This window comes from Methanobacterium formicicum DSM 3637, from assembly GCF_000302455.1.
In the GTDB taxonomy this organism is placed as follows: Archaea; Methanobacteriota; Methanobacteria; order Methanobacteriales; family Methanobacteriaceae; genus Methanobacterium; species Methanobacterium formicicum_A.
Genome location: NZ_AMPO01000001.1, coordinates 395020 through 409762 on the forward strand (window position 1 = coordinate 395020; position 14743 = coordinate 409762).

General features: G+C 38.8%; 16 protein-coding genes. 8 read left to right on the forward strand and 8 right to left on the reverse strand.

Going from position 1 to position 14743, the window contains the following annotated elements:
* Nucleotides 1–4 precede the first annotated feature (4 nt).
* The gene (locus tag A994_RS01875) at nucleotides 5–505 is read right to left on the reverse strand and encodes a PadR family transcriptional regulator (protein ID WP_004029563.1); all 501 of its coding nucleotides are present in this window, start codon (nucleotides 503–505) and stop codon (nucleotides 5–7) included.
* Nucleotides 506–698: 193 nt separating this feature from the next.
* Here A994_RS01875 and A994_RS01880 point away from each other — a divergent pair, with 193 nt between their 5' ends.
* The 4 genes from A994_RS01880 (at nucleotide 699) to A994_RS01895 (ending at nucleotide 4245) form a co-directional block, all read left to right on the forward strand.
* On the forward strand, nucleotides 699–1415 hold the full coding sequence (locus A994_RS01880; RefSeq protein ID WP_237739676.1) for a sugar phosphate isomerase/epimerase family protein: 717 nt from the start codon (nucleotides 699–701) through the stop codon (nucleotides 1413–1415).
* 48 nt (nucleotides 1416–1463) lie between these two features.
* On the forward strand, nucleotides 1464–2567 hold the full coding sequence (locus tag A994_RS01885) for a DUF362 domain-containing protein (RefSeq protein WP_004029565.1): 1104 nt from the start codon (nucleotides 1464–1466) through the stop codon (nucleotides 2565–2567).
* A 394-nt stretch (nucleotides 2568–2961) separates the two neighbouring features.
* A complete protein-coding gene (locus A994_RS01890) occupies nucleotides 2962–3492 on the forward strand; it encodes a DUF6790 family protein (protein ID WP_004029566.1) in 531 nt (176 codons plus the stop codon).
* 135 nt (nucleotides 3493–3627) lie between these two features.
* Nucleotides 3628–4245: a TMEM175 family protein gene (locus A994_RS01895; protein ID WP_004029567.1), complete on the forward strand. Its 618-nt coding sequence runs from the start codon at nucleotides 3628–3630 to the stop codon at nucleotides 4243–4245.
* Nucleotides 4246–4485: 240 nt separating this feature from the next.
* On the opposite strand, the gene A994_RS01900 is transcribed toward A994_RS01895, so the two are convergent.
* The 4 genes from A994_RS01900 to ala form a co-directional block, all read right to left on the reverse strand.
* Nucleotides 4486–5274 carry an HAD family hydrolase gene (locus A994_RS01900; protein WP_004029568.1) on the reverse strand — a complete coding sequence of 263 codons (789 nt, stop codon included), beginning with the start codon at nucleotides 5272–5274 and terminating at the stop codon, nucleotides 4486–4488.
* 116 nt (nucleotides 5275–5390) lie between these two features.
* The gene (locus tag A994_RS01905) at nucleotides 5391–6023 is read right to left on the reverse strand and encodes a LysE family transporter (RefSeq protein ID WP_004029569.1); all 633 of its coding nucleotides are present in this window, start codon (nucleotides 6021–6023) and stop codon (nucleotides 5391–5393) included.
* 297 nt (nucleotides 6024–6320) lie between these two features.
* Complete coding sequence (locus tag A994_RS13345) at nucleotides 6321–6485, reverse strand: hypothetical protein (RefSeq protein ID WP_004029570.1); 165 nt, start codon at nucleotides 6483–6485, stop codon at nucleotides 6321–6323.
* Between the two features lie 102 nt (nucleotides 6486–6587).
* Complete coding sequence (ala, locus tag A994_RS01910; RefSeq protein WP_004029571.1) at nucleotides 6588–7571, reverse strand: alanine dehydrogenase; 984 nt, start codon at nucleotides 7569–7571, stop codon at nucleotides 6588–6590.
* 266 nt (nucleotides 7572–7837) lie between these two features.
* Here ala and A994_RS01915 point away from each other — a divergent pair, with 266 nt between their 5' ends.
* The 4 genes from A994_RS01915 to A994_RS01930 all read left to right on the forward strand — a co-directional run bounded on the left by A994_RS01915 (nucleotide 7838) and on the right by A994_RS01930 (nucleotide 13006).
* Nucleotides 7838–8620, forward strand: coding sequence for an acetyltransferase domain-containing protein (locus A994_RS01915; protein ID WP_004029572.1), 783 nt, complete (start codon nucleotides 7838–7840; stop codon nucleotides 8618–8620).
* 214 nt (nucleotides 8621–8834) lie between these two features.
* Complete coding sequence (locus A994_RS01920; protein ID WP_004029573.1) at nucleotides 8835–9470, forward strand: thioredoxin family protein; 636 nt, start codon at nucleotides 8835–8837, stop codon at nucleotides 9468–9470.
* 384 nt (nucleotides 9471–9854) lie between these two features.
* Nucleotides 9855–11231 carry an Asp-tRNA(Asn)/Glu-tRNA(Gln) amidotransferase subunit GatA gene (gene gatA, locus A994_RS01925; RefSeq protein WP_048203994.1) on the forward strand — a complete coding sequence of 459 codons (1377 nt, stop codon included), beginning with the start codon at nucleotides 9855–9857 and terminating at the stop codon, nucleotides 11229–11231.
* Between the two features lie 233 nt (nucleotides 11232–11464).
* Nucleotides 11465–13006 carry a nucleotide-binding protein gene (locus tag A994_RS01930; protein ID WP_004029575.1) on the forward strand — a complete coding sequence of 514 codons (1542 nt, stop codon included), beginning with the start codon at nucleotides 11465–11467 and terminating at the stop codon, nucleotides 13004–13006.
* Nucleotides 13007–13160: 154 nt separating this feature from the next.
* Here the strand turns inward: A994_RS01930 and ribB are convergent, their stop codons facing one another.
* The 3 genes from ribB to A994_RS13350 form a co-directional block, all read right to left on the reverse strand.
* Nucleotides 13161–13838: a 3,4-dihydroxy-2-butanone-4-phosphate synthase gene (gene ribB, locus A994_RS01935; protein ID WP_004029577.1), complete on the reverse strand. Its 678-nt coding sequence runs from the start codon at nucleotides 13836–13838 to the stop codon at nucleotides 13161–13163.
* Between the two features lie 182 nt (nucleotides 13839–14020).
* On the reverse strand, nucleotides 14021–14395 hold the full coding sequence (locus A994_RS01940) for a DUF120 domain-containing protein (RefSeq protein WP_004029578.1): 375 nt from the start codon (nucleotides 14393–14395) through the stop codon (nucleotides 14021–14023).
* 125 nt (nucleotides 14396–14520) lie between these two features.
* Complete coding sequence (locus tag A994_RS13350; RefSeq protein ID WP_192812686.1) at nucleotides 14521–14715, reverse strand: hypothetical protein; 195 nt, start codon at nucleotides 14713–14715, stop codon at nucleotides 14521–14523.
* Nucleotides 14716–14743: the final 28 nt, after the last annotated feature.

The window sequence follows — 14743 nt, forward strand, 5'->3', positions numbered from 1 at the left end:
AAATTCAACTCCTTTTATCCTCCTCATCCATTAACATGTCCTTCATGAAATCTAACCATATGCTGGAATGGTTATTCTTAGTAAGTTGTGCTATTTTTCTAAAGGTGGAAAGGGTTTTATGACCTTCTTCGGTCATTTCATAATATTTTATCTTTCTTTTGCCCTGATGCCCCCAGGATCCTTTGATTAATCCATGTTTTTCTAGATCATGTAATACTGGGTATATTTTACTTGCACTGGGCATTTTAGTATCGGTAAGGGAAGAATCGTGAAGTTTGGTCATTATTTCGTATCCATGTTGTTTTTTTTGGCTAATCAGCCAGAGGATCATTGTATTCCCAAAACCCCTCATTAATCCTTTCATAAGCTTTTTTTCATATTTAGACATATTTTTAATGGTTTTGTTGCGCTCTTTTAATAGTTTCTCCATATTTTTCAGTTTTTCTTCATTGTATTCGTCTGAATCGTCAGATTCATCTGAAAAGGGCGCATTTTCTCTATCCATTCGTTTACCTCCTTTCGTTATGATATATCAAAATTAGACATAATACATTGTGATATATCTATTTTCCATATAAATATTTTGGTTATATCTGATCATACACTATTTTTCAAGAACAGTTATTCGAAAAATATATCCGATTTTACAGTACAGAATGTTCATTATGAAAATCGGGTTTTCAACTTTGGCTCTCTTCATGAAGTCGTTTGAAGATTTTTTAGATAAAGCAACTGCTGATGGATTTGATCTTATGGAAATACTCTGCGAAGGTCCTTACTGGCCTAGGAACATTCAGAGCCCGGAGGATGGTCTGGAAATATTTGCATCATATGATGTGGACGTTTTCCTGCATGCTCCCACCATAGATTTAAATCCGGCCAGTATGAATCCTGGCATCAGGGATGAAACTCTCCGTCAAATTACTGAAACAGTGGATTTGGCATCAAAAATAGGGGCAGAAGCCATAACCACCCATCCTGGAATGATACACAGACTAGAAGATAGAATTCGGGATATGGGCAAATATTTTGCCATTGAAACTTTGAAGGAGGCAAATGAATACGCAGAAGATAGTGGTGTTATATTATCGGTGGAAAACATGCCGCATCGATACGCTTACTTCTGTAATACTGCACAGGAACACTCTTACTTCATTGATCAATGTGGATGTCACGCCACAGTAGACCTGGGCCATGCCAACACCACCAATGATCCTGCTTCATTTTTAGAACTTGAAAAAACATATTACTATCATTTAAGTGACAATAATGGGAAGAAAGACCAGCATCTAGCCTTGGGTGATGGAACGCTTGATCTGAACCTGATTAATGGCATTGATCGGGGAATCATTGAATTAGATAATTATGATAATGTTATAAAAAGTAGAAATGTTCTCTTAAATCTCTCAAAATAAACAGAACACATTTTTTTTCAAACAGTAACTATTCCATGGAGGTTTTAAATGTCGAGTGAAGTGTATTTTTCTAATTTCCGGTCCCGAAGCCAGAAAGAAAACAAGATCAGTAAAATAAAACGGTTATTTGACCGGGCAGAATTTGGAAAATTCCTAGAGAAGGATGATCTAACTGCCATAAAACTGCACTTTGGAGAAAAAGGAAATGATGCCTACCTTAAACCCGTCCTGGTAAGTGCTGTGGTTGAAAAAACTCTGAATTATCATGCCAAACCATTCCTAACTGATACTAACACACTTTATTATGGTAGTCGCCATAACTCAGTGGACCATCTCCAGACTGCCATAAAAAACGGTTTTGCATACGCAGTTACCGGGGCCCCGGTGGTTATTGCTGATGGAATTCAAGGAGATAACTGGATTCGGGTAGAAGTGGGCTTGAAACATTTTCAGAAGGTCAAAATCGCAGGAGACATTGAAAACTCCGACAGTATGCTGGTTTTATCCCACTTCAAGGGACACGGCATGAGTGGGTTTGGAGGGGCAATCAAGAATCTGGCCATGGGATGTGCATCAGCCCCTGGAAAAATTGAACAGCACCGGTGTGCTCAACCACTGATAACTGATAATTGTAACGTTTGTGGTACTTGTCTTGCTTCCTGTCCATTATCGATCATTTCTCTGGTAGATGGTAAAGCAGTAATTGATCTGGATGCATGTGTAGCCTGCAATAACTGTCTGTCTATCTGTCCAGAATCAGCTATAGGACTGGATTTCAATTCACTAACTGAATTCATGGAAAGAATGGTGGAATACGCTTATGGGGCTGTAAAAAGTAAAAAGGGAAAAGTTGGTTACATTAACTTCCTCATGGACATTACCCCAGACTGTGATTGTGAAGCATTCAGTGATGCACCCATTGTTCCAGATATTGGAATACTGGCCTCTACCGATCCAGTGGCCCTGGATAGTGCAAGCTATGATCTGGTGAACCAGCAAGTAGGATTGGAAAATTCCTTACTTGAACATCAACACCACCGTGGAAGTGATAAATTCAGAGGAGTTTGGGAAGGTGTTAATGGGAGGGTGCTGCTGGAATATGCAGAGGAAGTGGGATTAGGTTTTCAAGAATATGAACTGATAAATTTATAAGTCTTTGAGGTTATGGATGGATTCTGAACTTGCTGAGATTATGTTGGAGTATAATCTATGAGATTATTATAAGTCAGCTATCTATTGAGATTTTATAAGTCAGATATAATTCAGATATAATCTATTAAGATTATCGATGGGGTTAAACCATTAAAATGTACTAATTGATGAATAATCCATTAGGATATAAGTTGAGTTTATGGACAGTTTTGCTCCGGCTTCTGGAATTTTAAAGTCATAATTCTGTGTTGTTTTTTCAGGATTCAGAAATTGGACATATAAATTTTTCCATTTTTTTCCCAGAGCAATGTATTAAATAAATGATAATAAAACAGAAGTAGTAAAGTGTTAATTTTTTAATTTACATTAAATCTGGTTAAGAGAGGGGTTTTAAATGGACACAGCTTACACTTGGCTGATACTAGGGATAATTGGCGCATTAATAATGTTAGGTATTCAATTTTATTCTAAACGAGTTTTAACCACCAAAAAAATAGTGGAAATAACCCTTCTATCTTTACTGGTTGTCACAGTAGGGTTTGGTTCCATCTGGGCTGCTATTGGACATTCATTCTTTGCTAACCAGGTGGCTTCATCAATTGGATGGGCGCCGGGAAGTCCATTCCAGCAGGAAGTAGCTTTTGCCAATCTGGCATTTGGTGTTCTAGGAATTTTGTGCATCTGGATCAGAGGCAATTTCTGGACTGCTACTGTTATAGGAGTTTCCATCTTCCTCCTGGGAGATGCCCTGGGACATATAACTAACATATTTGCCACTGGTAACCAAGCTTCTGGAAATGCAGGAGCGGTTCTGGTTCTTGATATACTGGTACCAGTACTTTTAATTAGCCTTCTGGCAGTCTATAGGGTCATGGAAGAAAGGGCAGTACGCAGTGCCATTAAAAGTCTGGAGAGGTCACTTTAATTGGAGAGGTCACTGCAATGTGGAAGGTCACTTTATAAGAAAGTTCATTTAGAGGAAAGTTCATTTTATAGGAACACCAGTGGTTATGTAAGATTATTATAGTTTTAAAAAGCTTATTACAATGAGGGTTAACATTTGCCGGACAAAAATGCAATAAACTCCACAGGAATCAATGCCAAGCGTATAGAAACCCTGGTAGATGGTGTTTTCGCAATAGCCATGACCATTCTGGTCTTGGGGATTACTGTACCATCAATAGCCAACCCCACTGAAGCTGGACTTTATCAAGCTCTAATCAATCTTTTACCCAATTTTTACAGTTACTTTATCAGTTTCATTCTTCTGGCTGTTTTTTGGAGAATCAATCACAACCAGTTTAACAGGATTAAAAGAGCAGATGGCACTTTGCTGTGGATAATTATCATCTGGCTACTTTTCGTGGCATTACTCCCCTTCTCAGCCTTCTTTATAGGTGAATATGGGAATTTCCAGATTCCCAACATATTCTTCGACCTGAATCTTTTTGCCATAGGTTTTCTTTTATTCTTAAACTGGCGTCATGCACTCAACAGTGGGCTGGTGGATGGTGTTGATGATGAAATGAGAAGAACCAGTTTAAGGCTTAATTTAATACTACCAGTAATTTCTTTACTTGCATTGGGAATTACATTTTTCCCCTTTATGAAAGAAGTGGGATATGCTTGGTCAAGTCTGATTTATCTTATTATCACCTTACTGAAACGTTTTTACTAAAGTATTATGGATACTATTTTGAGTAGATCAAATCAGATGGTTAATATTGTAATCAGGTGTATAATCAATTAAAAATTAGATTTATAATTCACTGCAATTTATAAATCAGGAAATAATGGATTAAAATCAGTGGATATTAATGGATTAGGATTATTGATACAAATTAAATATTGATACAAATTAAAATCAATATCATCTATCAGTCAATCGTTACACATTATAAATCAATATCATCTATAGTTAAAAATCGATATCCAGGATCTCTTTAATATTACCTACCACAACATCAGCCGCATCGAAAACTTTTTGGGGTGTTTCTTCAGCTTGTTGTGTGGTTAAAACACCAACATCTGCTTCTTCAAGTGCAAGGATGTCATTGGCACTGTTACCTACCATCATCACCCGATACCTACTTTTAAGTCCGGCCACAATTTCCTTTTTTCTCCAGGAATCTGCAGTCCCGAAAACATTTTCTGAGGGAATGTGGATGAAACTGGCCAGCTCCTCCAGGGACTTCATCCTGTCTCCTGAGGCCACGTAAATATGGAATGATCGTTTTTTGAGTTCTTCCACCACCTCTGGAACTTCCGGGAATATTTTACCTCCGGCAGTGATGGTGAATTCTATGTGCCCGGTTCTGGTGTTCATTATAAATCCAGATCCACTGCATATCTGCACGTTATAATCTTTTTCAACCACGGCTTGAATTGTATCCTGGATATCGCTAATTTTAACGTTTTCATTTTGAATGAGAGTTAACACATCCTCTTTCTGGATATCTGAAGATGAATAACTTATATCAAAGGGCACTTTGTTCCGTGTTATGAATTGATGGATGGTTTGATTGGGTCTGGCATTTACCAGGCAGGTGGAAGGGTCTGTTTGAAGGACTACCAGGGCTCTATATGGATCTTTATCAACTAAGTCAATTGAACTGGTGTTATCATGGATAAATCCACTATTAATATCCTTAATGGCTCTGTACCTTGAAATTAAGGTTCCGGAGTTATCGAAAACAACAGCTTTCATGGTTTTATAATACTCCATCGTGACTTAAATAATTACAATTTATTGAAAATTCACAATTCAAAAATTATCATTTTCTATATTCTATCCTGTTCATAATGAGGGTATTAGTCCTTAATTCAGGTTATTAAAGTGGAGTAGATGAAATAAACTCCTAATAATACCAGAAAAATACCACAAATCATCATCATGATCCGGTAACGCTTACCTGGGAGCACACCTCTTCCCTTGCTGGTGAAAAAAGACACTATACTGTACCAGCTGAGATCCGCCCCCCAGTGGCCCACCAGGAAACTCAAAACTCCTATGATTCCAGCTAATTCTATTCCCTTAAGCATGAAGGCCCAGCCCACAGTGGCCCACCAGAGGTAGAAGTAGGGATTGGTTACACTGGTAATTATTCCACTTAAAACTGATCCCCTTTTTTCTATTGGCTCACCATCTCCCGGAATCTCCTCTGGCACAGGGGATCTGGCAATGCTGTAACCAATGTAGATAAGCATCACTCCTCCCACTCCTCCGATGATCATGGTCACCCACTGGGACCCAATAACCCAGCCCAGGCCCAGAACCAGGAGTATTATCAGGGTTGTCTCTGCAATGACATGTCCCAGAACTACCAGTGGTCCGGCTCGAGATCCCTTCTTAAGGGAATCAGAGATGGTAACAGTTAACATTGGTCCGGGGACCATTGCACCTGATAAACCCACCCAAAAAGAGGCTGCTGCAAATAAAATAACTTCTATCCACATTTAAATCAAACAAATCAATTAATTTGAATTTTAAATCATTTTTAGAGAATAATAATTTTTAGAGTTAGTAGAATCATGTCAGGATTCTAACGATAAATGAGTTTTAGAAACATAAATACTATTCTTGATTCTTCAATAAGTATTTAATCATTAATAAGTTTTAAATCCTCTAATTTTCATCCATTAATCTTGTAATAATGATGAATATTGAATTATGGTGTCCGGTTCAATTGTAAGATATAATATAATCTATATCATCTCATTATTAACTGAAAAACCCTTCAATAATGGTATTAATTAATATCTGGGTTGGTTCAGCACATCTATGATCCGGGATAACTGCTGGTCTATATCTTCAATCTGGTCATCTGTGAGGGATCGGGTTCTGGATAAGAACCGGAAGCGTTCGTATACATGGCCCATTTTATTCAGGACTTCGCTTCGATTTACTTTCTGGTACATTCGCATCACCAGAACTAGATTGAACTTTCAAACCTATATATCTTACTAAATGGGAGAGGTTACACTTCCAAACCTCTGTAAAAAGTAAATAATGGATTTTAATTAACTTATAAAGTCAAAATCCATTCCAACACCCTGTTCTCTGGCTCTGCGGTAGATGAGTCCTGCAGTTACCACATCCTGAACTGCCAGGCCAGTGGAGTCAAAAATGGTGATTTCATCTCCTTCTCTGCCGGTTTCTTTTCCAATGACCACATCACCCAGTTTGGCATGGATGTCCTTCTGTTTAATGACTCCCTGGGAAACAGGTACGTTGATTTCCCCGCTGTGGCTGGCCTGATCCCATGAATCAATAATAATCCTTGACTTTAAGAGTAACCGGGTTTCTAATTCCTGTTTGCTGGGAGCATCGGCACCCATGGCGTTGATATGGGTTCCGGGACTGATCCAGTCGGCACTGATCAGTGGCTTCCGTGAGGGGGTGGTGGTTACAATCACGTCAACATTCTTCACAGCTTCTTGGGCAGTTTCAACGGCTTCAACATCAAAACCATAGAGTTTTGATGCGGTTTTAGCAAAATTGGTCCGGGTACTGCAGGTTCTGCAGAAAACCTTGGCCTTTGTAATATCCATAACTTCGTTCAGGGCCATTAACTGGGTGCAAGCCTGTTTTCCAGCACCGATTATTCCTAAAGTCTCAGAGTCTGGCCGGGCAAGATATTTGGTGGCCACTCCTGCTGCTGCTCCGGTCCGCAGGTCTGTTATTAGGGTTCCATCCATGACTGCCAGGGGGAAGCCAGTTGCTGGATCTACCAGCTCAATGACTGCCATTACCGTGGGTAACTGGTGCTCCAGGGGATTTTTAGGATGCACATTCACGCATTTAACTCCTGCTTCTTCACTGCTCCGTACGTAACATGGCATGATCCTGAGATCTCCTTCGTGGAAAAATAGGTACTCCTTGGCAGGCATCTGCACATCACGCTCTGCGTAGGCCTTAAAAGCGGTTTCAACTGATTCAACAACTTCTTTCATGTTAATAAGTTTTTTAATCTCGCTTTGTTTTAGTATAAGAGTTCCAGACATGTTTGCACCTCTTAGATTAAACTATTAATCAAAAAAATAATAAAACACTTCTTATATGGTCAAATTCTTGAATAATCAACGGTTTTTTTAGATGGGATTTGACTGTGGATATTATGATGGGAGAAACATTTAACTTTAACTATTTGTGCATATAAGAACACTTTTTAGGAAATAAGGGGGGCATAGGGATTTTAATAAGCTCCACTACATAAAAGCAGATAAGAAATCACTTCACCTGTATTTAACAAAAAAATCTTAAAAAGAAAATGACTGATTTAAGCAAACGTTTCTGGGAAATAGATGTCCTGAGAGGCCTGGCAATACTGATGATGATAACCTATCATCTGGTCTTTGATCTTACTTTCTTTGGGATATTCTCATTTAGCGTTTCATCGGGTATTTGGTGGTGGTTCGCCAGGACAACTGCCTTCATATTCCTGTTCCTGGTTGGGATTTCCCTTACCCTGAGCTACACCCGGGCAGAGCGCATTGATTCTCAACAGGAAAAAAAGAGTCTTTTCCCAAAATATCTCAAAAGGGGAGTTAAAATATTTTCATTGGGGTTATTAATCACCCTGGTAACATGGATTTTCATACCCGCGGATTTCATAGTTTTTGGAGTACTGCATTTCATTGGAATAGCAATAATCCTGGAATATCCATTTTTAAAGAAAAAATACACCAACCTAATTCTTGGAATTATTTTCATATTTAGTGGTTTTTTCCTGGCCCAGTTCACAGTCAGCTACCCCTGGCTGTTATGGTTAGGTTTAAAACCTGCCGAATTTGTAACCGTGGATTACTTCCCCTTACTACCCTGGTTGGGAGTGGTTTCTCTGGGTCTTTTTGCAGGGAAAACACTTTATCCTAATTATGAAAGGAGATATCACCTTCCTGAACTTTCTAAAAACCTATTTACAGGGATATTCAGCTTCTTAGGTCGGCATTCACTACTGATTTATCTCATACATCAGCCCATTCTTATATTGATACTGTACCTCATGGGTGTACTTGATCTGGGAAATTTATTTCAGTTTATAAATGCATAGTAAACGCATTGTAAAACAGCATATACCTACCTACCTTGTATAATAACCATACCCTAATTACTCAGCATATAACCTTACCTAATAACTCAGCATAATTAAAGTGCAGATTAATGGAGTAAACTGTGGAATTTGGGTAAATGGTAAATCAAATGGAAAACTGGGGTCCTTAATTAAAATTAATTAAAAATTATTAGTAAATTCAGGGGAGGGGCATATGCCCTATTTAATCTGTGAAGATTGTGGAAATTATTATGAACTGGAAGAAGGGGAATCTCCTGAAGATTTCCAACTGGAATGTGATTGTGGAGGTGAGTTAGGTTACTACTCAACCAAATATGATTACTATAAAAACCACAGGACTAATCAGGATTCTAAAATCAAACCGGAGCAGGACTCTACTGAAAATAAGGAAAATTTAAATAAAGGATTTTTTAGTAATCTAGATGCTCAATCAAAGGGTTTTATTGCAGTTGGCGTATTTGGGGTTATTATTTTAATCTTGCTATTTGGTTTATCCGGAATATCTTCTTCAATAAGTCCATCTTACCTGGATATGATGCCTCCTGAAATTCAGGCAGCTCAAGCCCCTGTATTGGTGGTATTGTATGCTCCAAGATGTTCGGCCTGCAGGCAATTTGAGTCAGAAACTCTCAGCAACCCGGATGTTCAGCAAAAGTTATCTGCATATTCAGTTATGAAAATAAACGTCGACAGCAGTCCAGAACAGGCCAGTCGTTTTAATTCCAATGTTATTCCCACCTTGGTACTCCTTGATGCTGATGGTAAAGAAATACGTAGAAACGTGGGTTACATGACTGCCAGTGATTTTATAAAGTTCTTAAAAACATAGGGTGTGATTTTTCGGGAAATAGAGATTCCTGATAACATTTCTTCCTGATGATTAGTTCATACATGATAGGTCCTAAGTGAGATATTCCCTATATGATATGTTTTTGTGTAAGATGAGTTTCTAAATGGAAGATAAGTTTCCCTAGACGACAGAAATTCTCTAAAAGACAGATTTTTCCTCGATAAAATCAGAATGAATTTATAAAAACAGTACATAGCCGTATGTGGATCTTAATTATTTTCATTTTTAACCCAACAGAAAGGGTAAATATCTTGGTAATGGTAAATATAATAAGATTAATTTTCTAAATCAATGATGGTAATGATTAACTAGATGGGTACATTACAGGTACAGATCCGCTACTCACACACTTTAGGTGGGAATATGAATATTTTGGAAAAATCACAATCAATCAAGAATCATGAATTAACTTCAGAAGAGAATCTGGAAACTTTCATAAAACAAATTGAAGAACATAATCCTAATATAAGGGCATTTGTCGAACTTAACTATGATGAAGCCCGGAAAAGGGCCAATGAAATTGATGATAAAATAAAAAACGGCCAGAAAGTTGGAAAACTGGCTGGTATGGTGGTGGGAATCAAGAGTAACATCAATGTTGAGGATTTCCATATCACTGCTGCCTCCCGGACACTGGAAAACTATCAGGGAAGTTACGACGCCACAGTTGTTAGCCGTATAAAAGCTGAAGATGGGATTATAATTGGAATGACCAACATGGATGAATTCGCTGCTGGAAGTTCCACAGAAACATCTTTCTTCGGGCACACAGACAACCCTGCAGCTCCAGGCCGCATACCAGGGGGATCCAGTGGGGGCAGTGCAGCAGCAATTGCCGCCGGAATGTGTGATCTGGCTTTGGGCTCAGATACTGGGGGATCCATACGCAACCCTGCCTCCCACTGTGGAGTGATGGGATTCAAACCAACCTACGGTGCAGTGAGCAGGCAGGGACTACTGGATCTGGCCATGAGCTTCGATCAAATTGGTCCATTTTCCAGGGATGCCAGTGGTATAGCGTTGATGTTAGAGGTCATTGCCGGGGAAGACCGCCGGGAGTGCACCACCATCGACTGGAATGTACCGGAATTCACTTCATCCATCACTGATCCTGAAAATGCACTTAAAGGCATGAAGCTGGGTGTAGTGAAGGAATTCTTTGATGTCTCCGATGGACCCATAGTCAATATTATTGAAGATCGCATCAACCAGATGCAGGAGGCAGGGGCAGAAGTAGTTGAATTAAGCTTTGATTATCTTAAATTATGCCTACCTACCTACTACCTCATAAACTATGTGGAGTTCTTCTCAGCCACCCGGAAGTACGATGGTCGAAAGTACGGTGAACGCATTGAAGAAGTGTGTGGAGAGGAAGTACTGCGCAGAATACAGATGGGATCCTACATCAGCCAGAAAGAATTCAGTGGTAAATACTACAACAAAGCATTACAGGCCCGTTCCCTCATAAGAAAAGAAATCACCGGACTCCTGAAAGATGTTGATGTTCTGGTAGGACCAACAGTTCCTAAACTACCTCATAAACTGGGCACATCACTGGAACCAATGGAAATGTACGCCTATGATATTCTGACGGTTATAGCCAACCTGGCAGGCATACCCGCAGCTAGCACCCCTGCAGGAGACGTGAACGGAATACCAGTGGGAATGCAGTTCCAGGCCAAACCACTGGATGATGAGAAAATAGTACAGTTAATGGCAGCTCAGGAATGGCTGAACTAACTATTGCTGATTATTTTTTTATTATTTTTTTAATTCCAAATCAATTCAAACTCAATTATGTGGATACAAATCATTGGAGTAAATTAGAAATCCCTAAAGTAATTAGAAATCCCTAAAGTAATTAGAAATCCCTAAAGTAATTAGAAATCCCTAAAGTAATTAGAAATCCCTAAAGTAATTAGAAATTCTTAAAGAAATTAGAAATCCTTAAAGTAAAACAGTTGTGGATCCCAATGAAAAAAATAGGCATCCTGTACGTTAAAGGGGCACTACCCAATTTTGAGAACTTTGGAAAACTCCCTACCCATATATTAACGGACAATGGCTTGATAAATGGAAAAAAAGCACACCATATCCTGGATGGTCTCATAATTCCTGGGGGGAGTATCATGGAATCAGAGAGCATCACCCCTGAAGTGGCCAGTGTCATTAGGAAAATGGACAGTCAGGGGAAGTTCATACTGGGAATGTGCTCAGGATTCCAGGTTTTGGCCCGTAAAACGGATATCGGTCGTAAATCACCCTGTCCAGTGGAACGTGAGGGACTGGGAATACTGGATGTCACCTTCCACCCCCTCATTGGAACAGACCGGGTTCAAGCTGAAATAACAGATGAATCTTTCCTCACCTCGGGAATGGTGGGTGAAACAATCACCGGTTTCCACTGCCACACCTATGGTGATATAAGGGGGGATGCACATCCTGTACTTTTTTCACAGGTTAAAAGAACGGATTACACTGATAATCCTCGTAAAATACTGGCAGGGGTGCGTAATGATGAGGGAAATGTTGTGGGAACCATGATTCATGGTTCTCTGGATGAAAATCCCTCTCTGACCGGTAACATTCTACAGTACATGGATGTAGATGAAAATGAGGCCCACCAGATCCATCAGGCTAACCAGGAGCTCTTGAAGAAAATTAAGGGTGAAATAGGGATTGGATATGATATTCATGCAGATTACCGCCTACCTTCTGATACGGAGGGTGGTTACGGTAAAATCTCCCCCAATAATCAGAAAACAGATGAACTACCTCCATTTCTCATGATAGCCAGCACGGGCTCTGATTCTGGAAAAACATTCCTCACCACTGGTATGGTAGGGGCTCTTAGGAGGAAAGGATACCGGGTAGGAGTTTTAAAGGTTGGTCCAGATACCAGGGACCTGGTACCATCTTTGTACCTGAACAAAGAACCCATGGCGAGTTTCTCATCAATCAAAATAGGTGGTCTTGGCTGGAAGAACTTAGAAGAAATAATTAACGCATTAAAAGGCCAACCATACGATCTGATCCTGATCGAAGGAGTGATGAGTGTCTTCACAGGTTTGTTAAACGAAAAAACACCCTTCTCAGCAGCAGAAATAGCTAAAGCGGGTAAAATACCCACCATCATGGTATCAGGATGTAACAAAGGAGGTATTGAAACAGCAGCACTTGATCTGGTTTCACACATTCAAATGCTGCATAAACTAGGTATTAAAACCACCGGTGCTATCCTGAACAAGGTTTACCATGATAAAATAGCAGAAAATGCATCAAATTACATTAAAAAAACCACAGGACTAGACTGGGTAACGAATGTTCCTAAAGCCCAGCTGGCAGCACGGGGTGGAACTCCTGAAGTGGAACTGAAACTGGAAGACTTTTGCTTGAAGGCCATGGAAACTGTTGAAAAACATCTTGATGTGGATAAAATCCTGAAAATGGCGCAAAAACCACAATTTACTGGTTATTTTTCTTACGATGACATTTTAGGTATTTATCTATCTTAAAATTTTAAGTATTATCCCTCTCAATATGTTTATTATGGTTTTAATGTCGTATTGGAATTTATGTTTTGTATTCAGGATGGAAAATTAGAAAATTAAAAGGAAATGGGGAAATGAAATGGGTCTAAAAAAGAATTAAAAGCTTAATATTCTAAGTTTAAATACCTTTAAACTCATGGTAAGCTTCTATTAACTCTGCTCCGCTTAAAAACACCAGGTCATTCTTTTTGGCATACTCGCCCACTTTGTCGGTGTTCATTGAACCGCCGGTTTCATCATCCATCATTTCGCAGCAGACTGCTACCGGGGTTATTCCGGCCATTTCCGCCAGGGCAATGCTCATTTCAGTGTGGCCTTTTCTTTTTAAAACATGGTCTTTGGTGGCTCTGAGAAGAGTTACATGTCCCGGGGCACGGAAGTATTTACCGAAATCCTGGAAATTTCCATTTTTACACAGTAGTCCCAGTTCTTTGATGGTGCAGGCCCGGTCGTTGTCGGTGATGCCGGTGAAGGTTTTCCTGTGGTTCACAGTTATGGAAAAGGCTGATTTTTCATCGTAAGGTATGTCATTAGGGGTTAATTCTGCCAGAACCGGGTATTCATCACTGGCTGCATCCATTAAATCGGTCATATATGGAATTCCAAGATTATCAGAGATTTCAGATGAGATTGGGACACAGAAAAGACCACCTGCATCATTTCGTATGGTGGTCATGTGCTGGGGTGTCATAAACTCCGCAGCCATGATCATATCGGTTTCCCTCTCCCGGTTGTCACTGTCAAATATTAAAACTATTTCTCCCTTTTTAAATGATTCTATGGCTTTTTTTATCATGTCATCACTGGTTAGATTTTTTTTAGTAAGATTTTTTTTAGCATTTAGTAAACTATTGTTTTTTGCAAGTTACACTTTTTCAATTTATATAAGTAATTGTATTTTTTTAGTCAATCCTTTCAATTAATCATTTAATTAATCATTTCAGTTAAGTATTGTATTAAAAAACAAAAGGTTAATCGTTAATCTATTTTTAATGTAGCTTGGTCTCCATCATTAAATTTAAATTTATTTCGAAGATTTTCCTCAGCAACGAATTCCAAAATTTCTGAGGGGTGTTGGGTCTTAATAGGGAATAAAATGGCCCCATTAACTATTCCGTTGAGTTTTGCTGGGAGGAATTTAACATCTCCATAGTTACCAGTCCCCTTGATGACTCCCATTCTATCATGTAAATCATGGATGATGCCGGCATTTTCTTTGGAGATTTCCAGATTAAGGGTACCGGGAAATGGTTTAAATTTAAGTTTTTTCTGGAATTCCTCCTGGTAGGCTTCTAAAGACATAAAATAACTACCCTTATGAGTTCCTGAGATAATTTTACCTTTAATTTCCATAATTAATTCCTTCAATTATCTTAATTACACTCTAATCCTAATTACCCTTAATTTTAATTCCTCGCTAATAAATTTTTAAAAGTTTCTATAGCTTTATAGAGGATTGTCTAAGTAAATTGGCGAATTTAAAAACACAAGTAATTTTTATAATATTTACTGGAGTCTTTAAGGATATTTTGTGTCCAATAAACACATATATTCCATTTAAAAGCCCCCTCCACCAAGTGTTTGTTTTCTTTAATCAGTTGAAATTCATTACTGGTGTGGTGTTTTTTGGTGGCCACGTTTATATATCTTTCACCAAATAATTTTTTTGCCAATGGTTTCTTGCCAAATGGTTGGAACAAC

What these genes read in the sequence shown, in the direction of transcription:
- A994_RS01930 (WP_004029575.1), top strand. Translation starts at nt 11,465, where the DNA reads ATGAAAAAAATAGGCATCCTGTACGTTAAAGGGGCACTACCCAATTTT.
- A994_RS01920 (WP_004029573.1), top strand. Translation starts at nt 8,835, where the DNA reads ATGCCCTATTTAATCTGTGAAGATTGTGGAAATTATTATGAACTGGAA.
- A994_RS01915 (WP_004029572.1), top strand. Translation starts at nt 7,838, where the DNA reads ATGACTGATTTAAGCAAACGTTTCTGGGAAATAGATGTCCTGAGAGGC.
- A994_RS01875 (WP_004029563.1), bottom strand. Translation starts at nt 505, where the DNA reads ATGGATAGAGAAAATGCGCCCTTTTCAGATGAATCTGACGATTCAGAC.
- ala (WP_004029571.1), bottom strand. Translation starts at nt 7,571, where the DNA reads ATGTCTGGAACTCTTATACTAAAACAAAGCGAGATTAAAAAACTTATT.
- A994_RS13345 (WP_004029570.1), bottom strand. Translation starts at nt 6,485, where the DNA reads ATGTACCAGAAAGTAAATCGAAGCGAAGTCCTGAATAAAATGGGCCAT.
- A994_RS01890 (WP_004029566.1), top strand. Translation starts at nt 2,962, where the DNA reads ATGGACACAGCTTACACTTGGCTGATACTAGGGATAATTGGCGCATTA.
- A994_RS01885 (WP_004029565.1), top strand. Translation starts at nt 1,464, where the DNA reads ATGTCGAGTGAAGTGTATTTTTCTAATTTCCGGTCCCGAAGCCAGAAA.
- A994_RS01940 (WP_004029578.1), bottom strand. Translation starts at nt 14,395, where the DNA reads ATGGAAATTAAAGGTAAAATTATCTCAGGAACTCATAAGGGTAGTTAT.
- A994_RS01905 (WP_004029569.1), bottom strand. Translation starts at nt 6,023, where the DNA reads ATGTGGATAGAAGTTATTTTATTTGCAGCAGCCTCTTTTTGGGTGGGT.
- ribB (WP_004029577.1), bottom strand. Translation starts at nt 13,838, where the DNA reads ATGATAAAAAAAGCCATAGAATCATTTAAAAAGGGAGAAATAGTTTTA.
- gatA (WP_048203994.1), top strand. Translation starts at nt 9,855, where the DNA reads ATGAATATTTTGGAAAAATCACAATCAATCAAGAATCATGAATTAACT.
- A994_RS01900 (WP_004029568.1), bottom strand. Translation starts at nt 5,274, where the DNA reads ATGAAAGCTGTTGTTTTCGATAACTCCGGAACCTTAATTTCAAGGTAC.
- A994_RS01880 (WP_237739676.1), top strand. Translation starts at nt 699, where the DNA reads ATGAAGTCGTTTGAAGATTTTTTAGATAAAGCAACTGCTGATGGATTT.